The sequence below is a fragment of the Pseudomonas sp. GM17 genome (assembly GCF_000282175.2).
Classification (GTDB): Bacteria; Pseudomonadota; Gammaproteobacteria; order Pseudomonadales; family Pseudomonadaceae; genus Aquipseudomonas; species Aquipseudomonas chlororaphis.
The window spans coordinates 614,967-632,383 of the sequence record NZ_CP124732.1 but is presented as its reverse complement, the minus strand read 5'-3'; the positions used below and the strand labels follow the sequence as shown (position 1 = coordinate 632,383).

At 65.4% G+C, this 17,417-nt stretch carries 14 protein-coding genes and 1 pseudogene; 6 read left to right on the top strand and 9 right to left on the bottom strand.

Annotated features, from left to right (window positions below; translation table 11 throughout):
* The first annotated feature begins 36 nt into the window (after positions 1-36).
* The 5 genes from hflK (PMI20_RS02905) to cfaB all read left to right on the top strand — a co-directional run bounded on the left by hflK (PMI20_RS02905) (position 37) and on the right by cfaB (position 7,437).
* A complete protein-coding gene (gene hflK / locus PMI20_RS02905) occupies positions 37-2,004 on the top strand; it encodes a protease modulator HflK (RefSeq protein ID WP_007927630.1) in 1,968 nt (655 codons plus the stop codon).
* Complete coding sequence (gene hflC / locus PMI20_RS02900) at positions 2,001-3,044, top strand: protease modulator HflC (protein ID WP_007927627.1); 1,044 nt, start codon at positions 2,001-2,003, stop codon at positions 3,042-3,044. Before hflK (PMI20_RS02905) ends, hflC begins: the two co-directional genes overlap by 4 nt.
* On the top strand, positions 3,041-4,102 hold the full coding sequence (hflK, locus tag PMI20_RS02895; protein ID WP_007927625.1) for a protease modulator HflK: 1,062 nt from the start codon (positions 3,041-3,043) through the stop codon (positions 4,100-4,102). Before hflC ends, hflK (PMI20_RS02895) begins: the two co-directional genes overlap by 4 nt.
* Entirely contained in the window at positions 4,099-6,051 is a 1,953-nt protein-coding gene (locus PMI20_RS02890; RefSeq protein WP_007927623.1) for a cation-translocating P-type ATPase, read from the top strand. The genes hflK (PMI20_RS02895) and PMI20_RS02890 overlap by 4 nt, the downstream gene beginning before the upstream one ends.
* Positions 6,052-6,249: 198 nt before the next feature.
* On the top strand, positions 6,250-7,437 hold the full coding sequence (gene cfaB, locus PMI20_RS02885; RefSeq protein ID WP_007927622.1) for a C17 cyclopropane fatty acid synthase CfaB: 1,188 nt from the start codon (positions 6,250-6,252) through the stop codon (positions 7,435-7,437).
* 10 nt (positions 7,438-7,447) lie between these two features.
* Here cfaB and cls read toward each other — a convergent pair whose 3' ends face one another.
* Complete coding sequence (cls, locus tag PMI20_RS02880) at positions 7,448-8,887, bottom strand: cardiolipin synthase (protein WP_007927621.1); 1,440 nt, start codon at positions 8,885-8,887, stop codon at positions 7,448-7,450.
* A gap of 222 nt (positions 8,888-9,109) precedes the next feature.
* Between cls and PMI20_RS02875 the strand changes: the two genes are divergently transcribed.
* Entirely contained in the window at positions 9,110-9,631 is a 522-nt protein-coding gene (locus PMI20_RS02875; protein WP_007927620.1) for a DUF3617 domain-containing protein, read from the top strand.
* 80 nt (positions 9,632-9,711) lie between these two features.
* Here the strand turns inward: PMI20_RS02875 and thrS are convergent, their stop codons facing one another.
* The 8 genes and pseudogenes from thrS to folE2 form a co-directional block, all read right to left on the bottom strand.
* Positions 9,712-11,610 carry a threonine--tRNA ligase gene (thrS, locus tag PMI20_RS02870; protein WP_007927619.1) on the bottom strand — a complete coding sequence of 633 codons (1,899 nt, stop codon included), beginning with the start codon at positions 11,608-11,610 and terminating at the stop codon, positions 9,712-9,714.
* A 43-nt stretch (positions 11,611-11,653) separates the two neighbouring features.
* A complete protein-coding gene (locus PMI20_RS02865) occupies positions 11,654-12,991 on the bottom strand; it encodes a dihydroorotase (RefSeq protein ID WP_007927618.1) in 1,338 nt (445 codons plus the stop codon).
* A gap of 2 nt (positions 12,992-12,993) precedes the next feature.
* A complete protein-coding gene (locus PMI20_RS02860) occupies positions 12,994-13,554 on the bottom strand; it encodes a gamma carbonic anhydrase family protein (RefSeq protein WP_007927617.1) in 561 nt (186 codons plus the stop codon).
* Complete coding sequence (gene hisI / locus PMI20_RS02855; RefSeq protein WP_007927616.1) at positions 13,551-13,988, bottom strand: phosphoribosyl-AMP cyclohydrolase; 438 nt, start codon at positions 13,986-13,988, stop codon at positions 13,551-13,553. The genes PMI20_RS02860 and hisI overlap by 4 nt, the downstream gene beginning before the upstream one ends.
* A pseudogene (locus PMI20_RS02850) lies at positions 13,985-14,868 on the bottom strand (metal ABC transporter substrate-binding protein). The gene hisI and the pseudogene PMI20_RS02850 overlap by 4 nt, the downstream one beginning before the upstream one ends.
* 11 nt (positions 14,869-14,879) lie before the next feature.
* Entirely contained in the window at positions 14,880-15,746 is an 867-nt protein-coding gene (locus tag PMI20_RS02845) for a metal ABC transporter permease (RefSeq protein ID WP_007927613.1), read from the bottom strand.
* Positions 15,746-16,414, bottom strand: a complete 669-nt coding sequence (locus PMI20_RS02840; protein WP_007927612.1) for a metal ABC transporter ATP-binding protein — start codon at positions 16,412-16,414, stop codon at positions 15,746-15,748. Before PMI20_RS02840 ends, PMI20_RS02845 begins: the two co-directional genes overlap by 1 nt.
* Positions 16,411-17,307: a GTP cyclohydrolase FolE2 gene (gene folE2, locus PMI20_RS02835; protein WP_007927611.1), complete on the bottom strand. Its 897-nt coding sequence runs from the start codon at positions 17,305-17,307 to the stop codon at positions 16,411-16,413. Before folE2 ends, PMI20_RS02840 begins: the two co-directional genes overlap by 4 nt.
* Between the last annotated feature and the right edge of the window lie 110 nt (positions 17,308-17,417).

Sequence of the window (17,417 nt, the reverse complement as noted above, 5' to 3'; positions counted from 1 at the left end):
AGGCCCGAATGGGTTAACGACCAGCGTTGGGGTGCTATGCAAGTCGATCTTGAGACTGAAGGGGCGGGGGTCGAAGCCTTGCCGAGGTTTCAGCGGGCGGCCTTTCACGAACGCCGTCTGAAGCGTTGGGGCATCGGGCTGGCGGGACTGGCCGGGGTGGGGCTGGTGTTGGCGTTTTTCGTCGGCCTGTTTGCCCCGCAATCCTTATGGCCGGTGTTGCTGGTCAATCTGGCCGCAGCCTTGCTGGTGCTGGTCGGCGGCCTGCAGGCGGCGGGCTGGGTCAGTGCCTGGCGCGCGGGTGCGTTGCGGGCGCCAGAGGTGGCGCCGAGCCCGGAGCCGGTTGCGGATGAACCGCTACCCGACGACGGCTGGTACGAACGCCTGCTGGAGGGCATCAGCCGGCGTTGGTCCAGTTTGTTGGCGCAGATCGGCGCGCCGACCTTGTGGTTGGGCGGTTGGGCCTTGCTGGTGCTGTTGGTGATCGAGCAGGTGTGGAACCTCGGCCTGCCCGCCGGAACCCTAGGCCTGGCGGGCAATGTCGGCGCGGTTCTGGCGCTGTTGCTGGCCTTCGGCTTGCTGGTGTTCGAGCGCCAACTGAGCCAGGAACACCCCGGCGAATGGCCGGAAGCCGCGGCGCTGGCGCAGTTGGCGCGAGTGGCGATCATCAGCCTGGTGCTGGCGGCGCTGTGCCTGTTGTTCAGCAGCGACACGGCGCTCTGGCCGATGCGCCTGGGGGTGCTGCTCGGGGTATTGCCGGCGCTGGTGGCCCTGGAGTTCCTGCTGCGCGCAGTATTGTCGTTATTCAGCCCGCGTCGCGCGCAACTGGAGCCGCGCATGCTGGCCCACAGCGTGGTCGCCGACCTGTTGCGCTGGCCGCCGCAACCCTTGCTGGCCTTGCAGCACGAATTGCACAACCGCTTCGGCATCGACCTGCGGCAGATCTGGGCCTTCACTTATATGCGCCGGGCGTTCCTGCCGGTGCTGCTGGTGGTGCTCGGGGTGGGCTGGTTGCTCACCGGCCTGCATGAAGTGCCGTTGCAGGGGCGGGGCATCTACGAGCGTTTCGGCAAACCGGTGGCGGTCTTTGGCCCGGGTTTGCACGCGGGCCTGCCCTGGCCGCTGGGCCGGGTGCTGAGTGTCGAGAACGGCGTGGTGCACGAACTGGCCACCAGCGTCGGCGAAGCGCCCAGCGTGATCGAACCGGCCTCCGCCGAGGGGCCGCCACCGTTGGTGGCCAACCGCTTGTGGGACGCCAGCCATGTCAACGACAAGTCCCAGGTGATTGCCAGCGGCGCTGCCGACAAGCAGAGCTTCCAGATCGTCAACATGGACGTGCGCTTCGTCTATCGCATCGGCCTGAGCGATCAGGCGGCCCTGGCGGCGACTTACAACAGCGCCGACATTCCGATGCTGATCCGCAGCACCGCCAGCCGCATCCTGGTCCACGACTTCGCCTCGCGCACTCTCGACGGCCTGCTGGGCGAAGACCGTACCAACCTGGCCGAGGATATCGGCCGCGCGGTGCAGGCCGACCTGGAGAAACTCGACAGCGGGGTGGAGATCCTCGCCACCGTGGTCGAGGCCATTCACCCGCCGGCCGGCGCGGCCAATGCTTATCACGGCGTCCAGGCCGCGCAGATCGGCGCCCAGGCGCTGATCTCCCGCGAGCGTGGCGCGGCCAGCGAGCAGACCAACCAGGCGCAATTGCAGGCCAGCATCGCCCGCGATCAGGCCCAGGCCACGGCCCATGAAGTGCAGGCCACGGCGCAAGCGGCCGACCTGCGGTTCAGCGCCGAGCAAAAGGCCTATGCCAGCGCCGGCCAGGCATTCGTGCTGGAGCAGTATTTGAGCCAACTGAGCCAGGGCCTGCGCAACGCCAAGTTGCTGGTGCTCGATCATCGCCTGGGCGGCGCCAATGCACCGACCCTCGACCTGCGTACATTTACTTTGCCGACCGAGCCTTCGGTACCGGGTAACACCGCTCAGCCAGGAGCCGTCCATTGAGCCAGTCCCATTCCCACGATCATCAGGATCACGCCGGCCACGATCACGGCCACGGCGGCCATCACCACGGACACCATCATCACCACCACGGCGCGCCGGAAGAGGCGGGGCCCTTTCCCTGGCGGCGCATGGCCTGGGCGCTGTTGCTGGTGTTGTTCGCCGTCGCCGCGGCAAGCCTGGTGCAAGTGCGCTCCGGCGAAGCCACGGTGATTACCCGTTTCGGCAACCCGGCACGGGTGCTGCTGGAACCGGGCCTCGGCTGGCGCTGGCCGGCACCGTTCGAGGCGGCGATCCCGGTGGACCTGCGCCTGCGCACCACTTCCAGCGGTTTGCAGGATGTCGGCACCCGCGACGGTTTGCGCATCATCGTCCAGGCCTATGTGGCGTGGCAGGTGCAGGGCGATGCGGACAACGTGAAACGCTTTATGCGCGCGGTGCAGAACCAGCCGGACGAAGCGGCGCGGCAGATCCGCACCTTTGTCGGCTCGGCCCTGGAAACCACCGCCAGCAGTTTCGACCTGGCCAATCTGGTGAACACCGATGCCAGCAAGGTGCGCATCGCCGACTTCGAAGCCCAGTTGCGCAAACAGATCGAGCAACAGTTGCTGAGTACTTACGGCGTGCGCGTGCTGCAAGTCGGTGTGGAACGCCTGACCCTGCCCTCGGTGACCTTGACCGCCACCGTCGACCGCATGCGCGCCGAGCGTGAAACCATCGCCACCGAACGCACGGCCATCGGCAAGCGCGAAGCGGCGCAAATCCGTTCCGCCGCCGAGCGCGATGCGCGCATCGTTCAGGCTGATGCCACGGTGAAAGCCGCGGACATCGAAGCGCAATCGCGGGTGCAGGCGGCGGAGATCTACGGTCGCGCCTACGCCGGTTCGCCGCAGCTGTACAACCTGCTGCGTTCGCTGGACACCTTGGGCACTGTGGTGACCCCAGGCACCAAGCTGATTCTGCGCACAGACGCCGCGCCGTTCCGGGTGCTGGTGGACGGACCGCCGACACTCGGCAATAAAGCCGCCGGGTCGCAACCATGAGTTTGGTTCCACGTGGAACACATGAACTTGGCAGCCCATGGATTCAGGCCGGTCGTCTGGCGTTTCTCGCCCTGTATGCGGTGACCGTGCTGGCAGCCCTGGCCTGGGCGTTTTCCAATGTGCGGCAGATCGATCCGCAAAGTCGCGCGGTGGTCCTGCATTTCGGCGCCCTGGATCGCATCCAGAACGCCGGCTTGTTACTGGCCTGGCCGCAGCCGTTCGAACAGGTGGTGCTGTTGCCCGCTGCAGACCGGGTGATCGAACGCCGGGTGGAAAGCCTGCTGCGTTCCGATGCGGCCTTAAAGGGTGACAAGGTGGCCAGTTTCGCCGTGCCCCTGAGCGATGCCCTGGCCGGTTCCGGTTATCTGCTGACCGGCGACGCCGGGGTGGTGCAGCTGGATGTGCGGGTGTTCTACAAGGTCACCGAGCCTTATGCCTTTGTATTGCAGGGCGAGCATGTGTTGCCGGCGCTGGATCGACTGGTGACCCGTAGTGCCCTGGCCCTGACCGCCGCCCGCGATCTGGACACCATTCTGGTGGCGCGTCCGGAACTGATCGGGGCCGACAACCAGGCCGCCGAGCGTCGCGAACGGCTGCGCGGTGATCTGGTGCAAGGCATCAATCAGCGGCTGGCGGATCTGGCGGCGACCGGGCAGGGGGGGATCGGTATCGAAGTGACCCGGGTCGACGTCCAGTCCAGTTTGCCGGGGCCCGCGGTCAGCGCCTTCAATGCGGTACTGACTGCCAGCCAGCAGGCCGACAAGGCGGTGGCCAACGCCCGCACCGAAGCCGAAAAACTCACGCAAACCGCCAACGAACAGGCCGACCGCACCTTGCAGGTGGCGCACGCCCAGGCCGGTGAGCGCCTGGCCAAGGCCCAGGCCGATACCGCGACCATCCAGAGCCTGGCCCAGGCGCAACGCAACGGCACCGACCCGGAAATGCTCTTGCGTATCTACCGTGAGCGCTTGCCGAAGATCCTTGGGCAGGCCGGCTCGGTGACCACGGTCAATCCCCAAGACGATTCCCGCCTGATCATTCAGGGAGCCCAACCATGACTGTTCACACCCATGCCGCCGCGCCGGCGAGCATGCTCACCTCTGCCGAACAACGTAGCGCCGCGCGTCAGCTGACCCTGGCCATGCTCGCGTTGGGGCTGCTCGGCCTGGGCCTGGTCTGGCGCTGGCTGGCCCCGGAGCAGACCGGCGTCAGCCAGTTGCTGCTGGGGTTCGCTTCGTTGCTGGTGGCGCTGCCGGTGATGCGTTCGGCCTGGTACAGCCTGCGCTACCCGAGCCTGCATGGCATCACCGACCAGTTGATCGCCCTGGCCATGCTCGGCGCCTGGGCCACCGGCGACCTGCTGACCGCGGCGCTGTTGCCGATCATCATGATCTTCGGCCACGTGCTGGAAGAGCGCAGCGTCATCGGCTCCCAGGAAGCCATTCATGCCCTGGGCCGCTTGACCCGCAGCCATGCGCGACGGGTGCAGGCCGACGGCAGCATTCTGGAAGTGGACAACGCCACGCTCAAGGCTGGCGATGTCGTCGAAGTGCGCGCCGGCGACCGGGTGCCCGCCGATGGTTTGGTGCTCTCCGGACAGGCCAGCCTCGACACCGCACCGATCACTGGCGAGTCGGTGCCGCTGGAGGCCGATGTCGGCATGCAGGTGTTCGGCGGGGCGATCAACCTCGACGGCCTGTTGCGCCTGGAAGTGACCCGCACCGGCCACGAATCGACCCTGGGCAAGGTCATCGCGCTGATGCAAAGCGCCGAGCGTTCCAAGCCGCCGATCACCCGTTTGCTCGAACGTTACGCTGGCAGCTACATGGTGCTGGTGTTGCTGCTGGCGGCGGTGACCTGGTTCATCACCCACGATGCCCAGGCGATGCTCGCGGTGCTGGTGGCGGCCTGCCCCTGTGCCCTGGTGCTGTCCGCGCCGGCCACGGCGATTGCCGGGATCGCCGTGGCGGCGCGGCACGGCATCCTGATTCGCAGTTCGGCGTTCCTCGAGGAGCTCGCGGACCTGACCTCGCTGGTGGTGGACAAGACCGGCACCCTGACCTTCGGCACCTTGCGCCTGCAATCGATCGACAGCCCGCGGGAAGATCGCCAGGCCTTGCTGAACCTGGCGGCCAGCCTCGGTTCGGCCAGCAGCCACCCGGTCAGCCGCGCGCTGGCTGGCCTGGTGGCCCAGGAGCATTTCCTGGTGCTGTCGGATATTCGCGAGCGCCAGGGGCTGGGAGTGGTGGCGCAGACCGAGCAGGGCGAAGCCGCCCTGGGGCGTCCCGAGTTGTTCGGCCAGCTCGGCATCGCCACCACGGCAGTGCCCGAACATGACGGACCGATTGCCGGGCTGGCGCTGAACGGCGAATTTCTCGCCTGGCTGTTGCTGGCCGACAGCGTCAAGCCGGAAGCGCGGTTTGCCCTCGACGAGCTGCGCGAACTGGGGCTGGGCCGCCAGTTGTTGCTGACCGGCGACCGCCAGAGCGTGGCCGACAGCCTGGCGCGGGATGTCGGCATCGGCGATGTCGAAGCCCAGGCGCTACCAGAAGACAAGCTCAAGCGCGTGCTGGGGGAAATCGACAGCGGTTTCCGGCCGATGGTGGTGGGCGACGGGATCAACGATTCCCTGGCGCTCAAGGCTGGCGTGGTCGGTGTGGCCATGGGCGCGGGTGGGGCGGACATTGCCCTGGCGTCGGCCGATATCGTGCTGATCGGCAGCGACCTGCGGCGCCTCGGCACCTGTGTGCGCCTGAGTCGCCAGTGCCGCCAGACCCTGCAGGTCAATGTGATCATCGGCCTGGGCTGGACCCTGGCCATCGTCGCCTTTGCCGCGTTCGGCTGGCTCGGCGCGGCGGGGGCGATGATCGCGGCGGTGCTGCATAACCTCAGCACCTTGCTGGTGCTGGGCAATGCCGGGCGCTTGCTGCGTTTCCAGGAGCCATTGCTCAAGTTGCAGGGGCGTGGGCCGGGGCGGAAAAGCGCGGGTTTGAGCGTCTGGAGCTAGAATTAAACCAGGTCGAACTGTGCGCCCGCCTGGCGGTCATCTGTGAAGAGGACCCAGCTTCCGGGACGGTCGGCTGGCTGTTCAGCAGGGATTGTTGCACTGCCGGCACTGATGAATTTCAGCTATCAGATCGATAGCCTGCTAATTTTTCAGTATGGTCTAACCTCACTCAGACGTCTGAAACAAGGGGGATAATCCATGCTCGCGCAACTTCCACCGGCCTTACAGAATCTGCAACTACCGCTACGCCTGCGACTCTGGGACGGCCATGAGTTCAACCTGGGGCCGGCGCCCAGCGTCACTATTGTGGTCAAGGACCCGCAACTGGTCACCCAGCTCGCCCATCCCACTCTCAACTCGCTGGGAGCGGCGTTCGTCGAGGGCAAACTTGAGCTGGAAGGCTCTATCAGCGAAGTCATCCGGGTTTGCGACGAGCTGAGCCAAGCGCTGCTGGACAGCGAGGAAGAAGTGCTGCCAGTACGTTCCCTGCACGACAAGGCCACCGATGCGGCCGCCATCTCCTACCACTACGACCTTTCCAACGACTTCTACCAGCTGTGGCTCGACAGCGACATGGCCTATTCCTGCGCCTATTTCGAGACCGGCAGTGAGAGCCTGGAACAGGCCCAACAGGCCAAATTTCGCCACCTGTGCCGCAAGCTGCGCTTGCAGCCTGGTGAATATCTGCTGGATGTCGGTTGCGGCTGGGGCGGGCTGGCGCGGTACGCGGCGCGAGAATTCGGGGCCAAGGTCTTCGGTATCACCCTGAGCAAGGAACAACTGGCGCTGGCCAGGGAGCGGGTGATCGCCGAAGGCTTGCAGGACCTGGTGGAACTGCAATTGCTGGACTACCGCGACCTGCCCCAGGACGGCCGCTTCGACAAGGTGGTGAGCGTCGGCATGTTCGAGCACGTGGGCCACGCCAACCTGGCGCAGTACTGCAAGACACTGTTTGGCGCGGTGCGCGAAGGCGGCCTGGTGATGAACCACGGAATCACCGCTAAGCACACCGATGGACGTCCCGTGGGCCGTGGAGCCGGCGACTTTATCGAGAAGTATGTGTTCCCCAATGGCGAGCTGCCGCACCTGGCGATGATCTCGGCCGAGATCAGCGAAGCGGGGCTGGAGATCGTCGACGTGGAAAGCCTGCGCCTGCATTACGCCCGCACCCTGGACCACTGGAGCGAGCGTCTGGAAGACAACCTGGAAGCCGCCTCCCGGCTGGTGCCGGCGCAAGTCTTGCGCATCTGGCGCCTGTACCTGGCCGGCTGTGCCTATGCCTTCGCCCGCGGCTGGATCAACCTGCACCAGATTCTCGCGGTCAAGGCTCACGCCGATGGCAGTCATGAGCTGCCCTGGACTCGCGACGACCTGTATTACTCGTGAAGCGCCGACGCTAGAGAATCGGTGAAATAAGCCGGGCCACCCGCATGCCAAGCTGTTGCAGGCGGTGGGTTTCCCGGCTTTCTTCTTTGGCGATTTCGCGGGAACGCTCGAAGTCGAGGTTGAGCATATGTTCCACCTCCCTGGCGAAGGCTTCGTCCACGGTCAGCAACATCACCTCGAAATTCAGGCGGAACGAGCGGTTGTCCAGGTTGGCGCTGCCGATCGCGCTGATTTCACTGTCGATCAGCACCACTTTCTGGTGCAGGAAACCCGGCTGGTAACGGAACACCCGCACCCCGGCGCGTACGGCTTCGAAGGCGTACAGGCTGGACGCCGCGTAGACGATCCGGTGGTCCGCGCGCGACGGCAGCAGGATCCGCACATCCACCCCGCGCAGGGCGGCCAGGCGCAAGGCGGCGAACACGGCCTCGTCGGGGACGAAATAGGGGCTGGTGATCCACACCCGTTCGGTCGCCGCGTGGATGGCTTCGACGAAGAACAGCGAGCAGGTTTCATAAGGGTCCGCCGGGCCGCTGGCCAGCACCTGGCACAGCACGCCGTCATCGGGGTAGGTGTCCGGCAGGATCAGCGGCGGCAATTGCCGCGAGGCCCAGAACCAGTCTTCGGCGAAGGATTCCTGCAGGCAGGCCACCACCGGACCGCTGACCGAAACATGGGTATCGCGCCAGGGTGCCAGAGGCGGTTTTTTCCCCAGGTATTCGTCGCCCACGTTATGCCCGCCGACAAACCCCAGCAGGCCATCCACCACCACTATCTTGCGGTGATTGCGAAAGTTGATCTGGAAGCGGTTGAGCCAGCCGCTGCGGGTGGCGAAGGCATGCACCTGGATGCCGGCGTCGCGCAGGGGCTGCACATAGGCGTGGGGCAGGGAATGGCTGCCGATGCGGTCGTAGAGCAGGTGGATCGCCACGCCTTCGCCAACCTTTTTCAGCAGCAGCGCTTGCAGGCGTCGGCCAAGGTCGTCGTCGTGGATGATGAAGAACTGGATCAGCACCGCCGTGCGGGCACGTTCGATGGCCTGGAAAATCGCGGCGAAGGTGGCATCGCCGTTGATCAGCAGTTGTACATGGTTGCTGGCCAGGCAGGGCATGCGGCCCAGCTTGGGCATGGCCCGCAGCGAGGTGTAGGCGGCGGAGGCGCGGGCGCTCAGGGCCTCCTCGATCCAGGGGCGCCAGTTCAGCTCGTTGATCGCCTTGCGCATCTCCAGGTTGGCCTGGCGCCGGGCCTTGATATAGGCATCGAAGGTGCTGCGGCCGAACACCAGATAAGGGATAAGGGTCAGGTACGGCATGAACAACAGCGACAGGGCCCAGGCGATGGAGCCTTGGGCGGTCCTGACGGTCAACACCGCGTGGATGGCGGCGATCAGGCCGAGAAAGTGCAGGGTGGCAATCAGATAGCCAAAAATATGTGGGCCAAAATAATCCATGGGGACAGCCTTGCTCCTGAAGATTCAATGCTGGGGTCCGTATGAAAAGCGGCGTGCCGGGCGCCTTCGGCGCTACGTGCAAACAAGCGCGACCTTGCTCGCCAACTCTTCGTTGCAGACCCTAACAGACCATGTTCGAGCATGATTGTCGCTAATTAATTCGCCATGCAACGCCGCTGCATTTTTGGCGTCTAACGGCCACTACTGTCTAGGAGTCATTCGATGAAGCTTCGTCTACTGGGTTTGGCCATGGCCGCCGTTGTCTCGCTTCCGCTGGCCGCGCAGGCCCAGATGCTGCAACCGGGCCTGTGGGAACTGACCACCAGCAACATGAAAGTCGATGACCAGAGCCTGCCGGACCTGTCGTTGATTCTCGGTCAGTTGCAACAACAGCTGACGCCCGAGCAACGGGCGCAGTTGGAGAAGCAGGGCGTGACCATGGGCGGCAAGGGCATCCGCGTGTGCCTGACGCCGGAGCAGGTGAAGTCCGACACCATCCCGCTGCAGGACCCGCAATCGGGTTGCCGCCAAGAGGTTACCGACCGCACCTCCAACCAGTGGAAATTCCGCTTCAGCTGCCCGAAAGCCCAGGGCTCGGGCGTGGCGAAATTCCTCAGCGATCGTGAGTTCACCACCAACGTCATCGGTACCTTCAATGCCACCGGCTTCCAGCAGAAGGGCAGCATGGACACCCGTGCGGTGTGGCTGGGGCAGGATTGCGGGACGGTCAAGCCAAGGGCCTAAGAGCATCGCGAGCAAGCTCGCTCCTACAGGGGATCGTGTTAAACCTGTAGGCGCGAGCTTGCTCGCGATGGCGTCTGTCGCTACAACTCTATCCGCAAGCGCTCCACCACCTCGCTCACCGCCCACCGCCCCAGGTCCTCGCCATTGCGGCTGCGCAAGCTGACAAATCCCCCGTCCTTTTCCTTGTCGCCCACCACCAGCAGGTACGGCACCTTTTGCAGGCTGTGCTCGCGGATCTTGTAGCTGATCTTCTCGTTGCGCAGGTCGGCGCTGGCTCGCAGGCCCTGGCGCGACAGGCTGTCGGCCACCGACCGGGCATAGTCCGCCTGACCTTCGCTGATGTTGATCACCACCGCCTGCCGCGGCGCCAGCCAGCAGGGCAGGGCGCCGCTGTAATGCTCGATGAGGATGCCGATAAAACGCTCCAGGGAACCGAACAGCGCGCGATGCAGCATCACCGGGCGCTGGCGTTCGCCGTGCTCGTCGATGTAGCTGATCTCGAAGCGTTCCGGCAGGTTGAGATCGACCTGCAGGGTGCCGCATTGCCAGTCACGGCCGATGGCGTCGCGCAGCACGAACTCCAGTTTCGGGCCGTAGAACGCGCCTTCGCCGGGGTTGATCCGGTAGTCGATCGCCATCGTTTCCAGGGCGCCGGACAAGGCGCCTTCCAGCTGGTCCCACAGCGCGTCGCTGCCGATGCGATGGGCCGGCCGGGTGGAGAGCTTGACCGCGACGTCGTGGAAGCCGAAGTCGCGATAGATGTCGAACACCAGGGCGATGGTGCTCGCGCATTCCGCCTGCATCTGCGCCGGGGTGCAGAAGATGTGCGCGTCGTCCTGGGTGAAGTGGCGCACCCGTAGCAACCCGTGCAACGCGCCGGAGGGTTCGTAGCGATGCACCTTGCCGAACTCGGCGATGCGCAGCGGCAGGTCGCGGTAGCTTTTCAGGCCACGGCTGAAGATCGACACCGCGCCGGGGCAGTTCATCGGCTTGAGGGCGAACACCCGCTGGTCTTCGGTGGTGGTGCTGAACATATGGTCGCGGTAGTTCTGCCAGTGCCCGGAGGTTTCCCAAAGGCCGCGGTCCATCACGTCCGGGGTGTTCACTTCCTGATAGCCGGCCTGGTCCTGGCGCCGGCGCATGTAGCCGATCAGTTGCTGGAACAGGGTCCAGCCCTTGGCATGCCAGAACACCGAACCCGGCGCGCAGTCGTCGAAGTGGAACAGGTCCAGTTGCTGTCCGAGCTTGCGGTGGTCGCGCTTGCCGGCTTCTTCCAGGCGGGTCAGGTAGTCCTTGAGGTCTTTCTGGGTGGCCCAGCAGGTGCCGTAGATCCGTTGCAGCGGGGCGTTCCTGGCGTCGCCGCGCCAGTAGGCGCCGGCGACCTTGGTCAGCTTGAACGCCTGGAGGATGCCGGTGAACGGCACGTGGGGGCCACGGCACAGGTCTTCGAAATCGCCCTGGCGGTACAGCGACAGCACCTGGTCCTGCGGGATGTCGCGGATCAGCTCGGCCTTGTAGTGCTCGCCCAGGTTGGCGAAGTATTCCTGGGCGTCGTCACGGCTCAGCTCGCGCCGGCGTACCGCGTGGTTGGTCGCGGCCAGGCGGGTCATGCGCGCTTCGATGCGCTGCAGGTCGTCGGGGGTAAAGGGCCGTTCATAGGCGAAGTCGTAAAAGAAGCCGTCCTCGATCACCGGGCCGATGGTGACCTGGGCCGAGGGGTACAACTCCTTCACCGCCATGGCCAGCAGATGCGCGCAGGAGTGACGCAGGATCTCCAGGCCCTCGGGCTCGCGGGCGGTGACGATGCTGACCCGGGCATCGCCCTCGAGCATAAAAGAGCAATCCACCAGTCGATCGTTCACCCGGCCGGCGACCGCCGCCCTGGCCAGGCCGAGGCCGATGCTCGCGGCCACCTCGTACACGGAAAGCGGCTGGTCGTACTCACGTTGTGAGCCGTCGGGCAGGGTGATGTGAATCATCGGGTGTTCCTTGGTGTTCCAGGGGAGGGGTTCAGGGAAGGGATCAGCGGGTAAAACGCAGCGGCAGGCCCTGGCAGTTGTCGTACAGGCGCCCGGCGTGCCAGGCCAACTGCCCCGATACCAGAGTGGTGTCGACGCTGTGCCGGAAACGCCGTTCGGCGAAGGGCGTCCAGCCGCACTGGGCGAGGATCGGCTGCTGGGCCACGGCGAGGCCCTCGGGCTCGGGCCTGATCAATACCAGGTCGGCCCAGTAGCCTTCGCGCAGGTAGCCGCGATCGGGAATGGCGAACAGGTCGGCGACCCGGTGGCTGGTTTTCTCCACCAGGGTGGTGATGGGCAGCACGCCATCGGCCACCAGTTCCAGCAGGGCGGGCAGGGCGTGTTGCACCAGCGGCAGCCCGGAAGGCGCCTGGCGGTAGGGCAGCTGTTTCTGTGCCCAGGTGTGCGGCGCGTGATCGCTGCCGATCACATCCAGGCGGTTGCCGAGCAAGGCCTGGCGCAGGGCGTCGCGGTCGGCCCGGGTCTTGATCGCCGGGTTGCATTTGATCAGGTGCCTGAGGCGCGCGTAATCACGGTCATCGAACAGCAGGTGGTGCAGGCAGACTTCGGCGGTGATGCGCTTTTGCGCCAGGGGCTGGTCTTCGAACAGTTCCAGTTCGCGGGCAGTGGTCAGGTGCAAGACATGCAGGCGAGTGCCGTGACGCCTGGCCAGATCCACGGCCAGCGACGAGGAGCGATAGCAGGCTTCGGCATCGCGGATCAGGGAGTGGGCCACGGCGGGAATTGCTTCGCCGAAACGCTCCTGCATGCGCCGCTCGTTGGCCTGGATGCTGGGCGTGTGTTCGCAGTGCGCCAGGAGAATGGTCGGCACCTCGGCGAACAAGCGCTCGAGGACCTGCGGATCGTCCACCAGCATGTTGCCGGTGGAGGCGCCCATGAACACTTTGACCCCGGCCACCCGACACGGATCGAGGGCGGCGACCGTGTCGAGGTTGTCGCGGCTGACGCCGAAGTGAAAGCCATAGTTGGCCACCGAGTGGATCGCCGCTCGGCGCTTCTTGTCCTCCAGCGCGGCCAGGGTCAGGGTCGCGGGCTGGGTGTTGGGCATGTCCATGAAACTGGTGATGCCACCCGCCACGGCCGCCCGCGACTCGCTGTGGAAGCTGCCTTTCTCCGGCGCGCCGGGATCACGGAAATGCACCTGGTCGTCGATCATTCCCGGCAGCAGCCACTGACCCTGGGCGTCGATCTCGGTGCGGGCATTCTCGCCTTCGATGCTGCTGGCGATCTTGACGATGCGCCCATGGTCTACCAGCAGGTCGGCGTCGAACTCGCGTCCTTCATTGACCAGCCGGGCGTTGCGAATCAGCACGCTGTTCATGTTCAGAACTCGTTCTGCAGGGCTTTGTAACCGCGCACCAGATCGACGTTGGTGCGCGCCACGTCTTCGGAAAACTCCGAGGCGCTGACGCTGACCGGCGGGAACTGCGAGAGGTCGGTATTGGGCCCGATACGGGTGGTGGAGGGCACGTAGAAGCCTTGCGGCAGGTCGCGGCCATCGACCACCGAGTTGTGTCGCACCACGCTGCCGCCGCCGACCGCGCAGTTGAACAGCACGCTGTTGAAGCCGATGAAGACCCGGTCGCCGACCGTGCACGGGCCATGGACGATCGAGCGGTGGGCGATGGAGGTGAACTCGCCGATGGTCACCGCCGCGCCGGATTTGGAGTGGATCACCACGCCGTCCTGGATGTTCGAATTGGCGCCGATGACGATCGGGTCCATGGCGCCTTGCTCGTTGACTTCGTCGGCACGGATCACCGCGTAGGGGCCGACGAATACGTTCTCGCCGATCACCACCTTGCCGCAGATGATGGCGGTCTTGTCGACATAGGCCGACTCGGCGATGACCGGCAGATCACCGGAGGGGTTCTTGCGAATCATGCTGGGGTTTCCTGTAGCGGCGCGCTGATGACCTGCACCGCACCGTCGCGAATGGCGTTGTAGAAACAGTTGGGGCGCCCGGTGTGGCAGGCCGGGCCTTGCTGGTCCACCAGCAGCAGGACGGCGTCGCCGTCGCAGTCCAGGCGCGCTTCGAGCAGACGCTGGCGATGCCCCGAGCTTTCGCCCTTGCGCCACAGTTGCCGGCGCGAGCGCGACCAGTAGCAGACCTGCCCGCTGGCCAGGGTCTCGGCCAGCGCCTTGCGGTTCATCCAGGCCAGCATCAGCACCTCGCCGCTGTCGTGCTGTTGGGCGATGGCGGCGATCAGGCCGTCGGCGTTCCATGGCAGAGCATCGAGCACGCTGGTGAGCGGCCAACGGCTGCCCAGGGGCGCGCTTTCCAGGTCGAGCATCGACAGCGGTGGGCGCTTGTTCATGGTTGGCTCAGGGCGTCGTACAGGGTGTTCAGGTTGTATTCGAACAACCCGGTGAAGGTGCTGGCTGGCCCTGCGCAGCGAGGGCGTCGGAGTACAGGGTGCCGCCGATATGGGCGCCGCTTTCGTCGGCGATCTGCTTGAGCAGGCGCGCGTCCTTGATGTTCTCCATGAACACCGCCTTGACCTTGGCGTTGCGGATCTGGGTGATCAGCGCCGCGACTTCGGCGGCCGAGGGTTCGCGTTCGGTGGACAGGCCTTGCGGGGCCATGAAGTCGATGCCATAGGCCTGCCCCAGGTAACCGAAGGCGTCGTGGGAGGTGACGATCTTGCGATTGCCCGGCGGCAGCGCGCCGAACTTGGCCTTGGCTTCGGCCAGCAGCGCGTAGATCCGTTTCAGGTAGGCCTGGCTGTTGCGTTCGTAATCAGCTTTGTTCGCCGGGTCGGCGGCGACCAGCGCCTTGGTGATGTTGCTCACATAGAGTTTGGCGTTCGCCAGGTTGTGCCAGGCGTGCGGGTCGGGAACGGTCTCGCCGTCCTCATCCAGCGAGCGCGGGATCACTCCGCGACTGGCGGTGATCACCGGGGCCCGGGTGCCGGTACTGGCCACCAGGCGATCCAGCCAGGGCTCGAAACCCAGGCCGTTCTTGATGATCAACCGGGCCTTGAGCAGGGCCTTGGCATCGTCCGGTGTCGGTTCGTAGGTATGGGCGTCGGCGTCCGGACCGACCATGTCGGTGATCTGGATATGCTCGCCGCCGACCTGGCGGGTGATGTCGGCGAGGATGCTGAAGCTGGTGACCACAGCGAGTTTGTCCGCGGCCTGGGCGGGCGACAGCGACAACGGCAGCAACAGACTGAAGAGCACGAGTAGGGCGCGCATCGGGGAACACCTCATGGGGATGTGAGCAAAGGCGGGCGGCGCAGCAGACCGTGCACCGGACCGAACACCACGGACAGCAGGTACAGGCCGCCCGCCACCAGGACGATGGCCGGGCCGCTGGGCAGCGAGTAGTGGAACGACAGCAACAGGCCGAGCCACACCGAGAGGCAACCGAGCAGCGCGGCAATGCCGATCAGCACCGGCAGGCGCCGACTCCAGAAGCGCGAGGCGGCGGCCGGCAGCATCATCAGGCCGACCACCATCAAGGCGCCGATGGCCTGGAAACCGATCACCAGGTTCAGCACCACCAGGGTCAGGAACAGGCCGTGGGCGAGGGGGCCGAGGCGGCTGACGCTGTTGAGGAACAGTGGGTCGAGGGTGTCCAGCAGCAACGCTTTGTAGATCAGCGCCATGGCCAGCAGGCTGAACCCGGAGACCCAGAGCATGCCCTCCAGGGTCGGCCCATCCACCGCCAGGGCCGAGCCGAACAGCAGGTGCAGCAGGTCCAGGCGTTTGCCGGCGAGGCCGAGAATCAGCACGCCGCTGGCCAGGGAAATCGGGTAGATCGTGGCCAGGCTGGCGTCCTCGCGCAAGCCGGTGCGCCGGGTAATCCAGGCGGCCAGGCCGGCCATGCCGAGTCCGGCGCCAAGGCCGCCGAGCGTCAGTGCCGGCAGGCTCAGCCCGGCGAACCAGAAGCCCAGCGCCGCGCCGGGGAGAATGCCGTGGGCCACGGCGTCGCCGATCAGGCTCATGCGCCGCAGGATCAGGAACACCCCCAACGGTGCGGTGCTGCATGCCAGCGCCAGGCCGCCGAGCAATGCCCGGCGCATGAACACGAACTCGTGGAAGGGCTGCCAGAGCTGGGCGGCGGCGAGCATCAGGCCACCTGCATCTGAATGGGCTGGACGATCAGTTCCTCGCTGCTGCCGAACCGGCAACCGCTGGCTTTGATCAGCAGGGTCTGGGGGATGTGCTGGCGCACGGCGGCGAGGTCATGGCAGACCACGATTTGCGTGCGACCTTGCTGCTGCCAGGTGTGGATGTGTTTCCACAGCAGGGCCTGGCCCAGTTCGTCCAGGGCGGCGTGGGGTTCGTCCAGCAGCAACAGCGGGGCATCGGCGAGGCTCAGGCGGGCGAGCAGGGCACGCTGCAATTCGCCGCCGGACAAGGCCATCAACGGGCGTTGTTCCAGGCCGCTCAGGCACCAGTCTGCGAGCACCTGCTGCAAACGTCCGGCACGCTGTTGCGCGCTTTGCCGATCGCCCCAGAAACCGGCGGCCACCAATTCCTGCAGGGTGATGGGGAACTGCCGGTCAAGGTACTGCTGCTGCGGCAGAAAGGACAGGCCGCCACGGCGAGGGACCTGCAACTTGATCTTCCCGGCCAAGGGCTTTTGCAGGCCGGCGATGACTTTCAGCAGGCTGCTTTTGCCCGAGCCGTTGGCGCCGATGATGGCGGTCAGGCTGCCGGGCTCCAGCTCAAGGTCGAGTGCTGGCGTCAGCGGTTGGCCGGGCGCGCCCCAACGTAGCGATTGCAGGCTGATCATGCGAGCTCCCAGTTCCAGCGGCTCTCGGCCACGGCGTCATGGGCGTGCAGGCTTTCGGCGTGAACCACGCGCACCTGGAAGGCGCGGATGCCTGGCGAACGTTGCAAGGCGAGGTTCAGGCGGCGCGCGGCGTCTTCGCAGAACATCAGGTTTTGCCCGTTGGCCAGGGCGAAGGCTTGTTCGTCGGCGCGTTTCACCGCGGTTTGCACGGCGGTGCCGAGGGCGGCTTCGGCGTCGTTGATCGCCGCCATCAACGGCAACTCGTCGAGAAAGTCATCCAGGCGCAACTGCAATTGCGCGGTGCTGCGCTGGCTGTGGGGCGTGGCGACTATGCCTTTCGAGGAACCGAGCCAGGTCAGGATGTCTTCATGGTGCAGCGCCCGGTTGGCGAAATCATCGATGAATTGTTGCTGAATCAGCTGCCTGGAAAGCGCGGCGGAACAGGGGCATGTCGAGGAATAAGGCACCTCGATTTTTAGTTCCACGTGGAACATTGCGTTTTTCAGGTGCGCTTCGATGCTCACCGGATAGGTTTTCCAGCCGGCCAACGGGCTGATCAAGGCGGGGCGTTTCAGTAGCAGATCGGCATGAATTCGTAGGTAGGCACTGCTGGACAGCCCGTCGTGGCTGTCGAGAAAGCGTTGCAGTACCTGGCGCATCAGGGCCGGGGTGAGATTTTCCTGTTCGAGCATTTCCAGCGCCAGATACAGGCGCGACATATGAATGCCGCGGGCTTCGCCGTCGTCGAGGCTGACGCCGGCATCCGCTGTTGCGCCAATCCGCTGGCCATCAAACAACACAGGTAAGGCAATGCCACACATGCCCACCCACTCAAGGGGCAGGGCCTGGCGTGCGGCCTGCGCGGCGATATCCGGCAGAGTCAGCGCATTCATGAGCAGGTCCATCGTTGGAAACAATTTGCCATGTTATATTATAACAATGCAGTCAATGAAACCTTTTTCCTGAACGTTTTTTCACCAAGCCTTTCGAGTACGGATGCTCC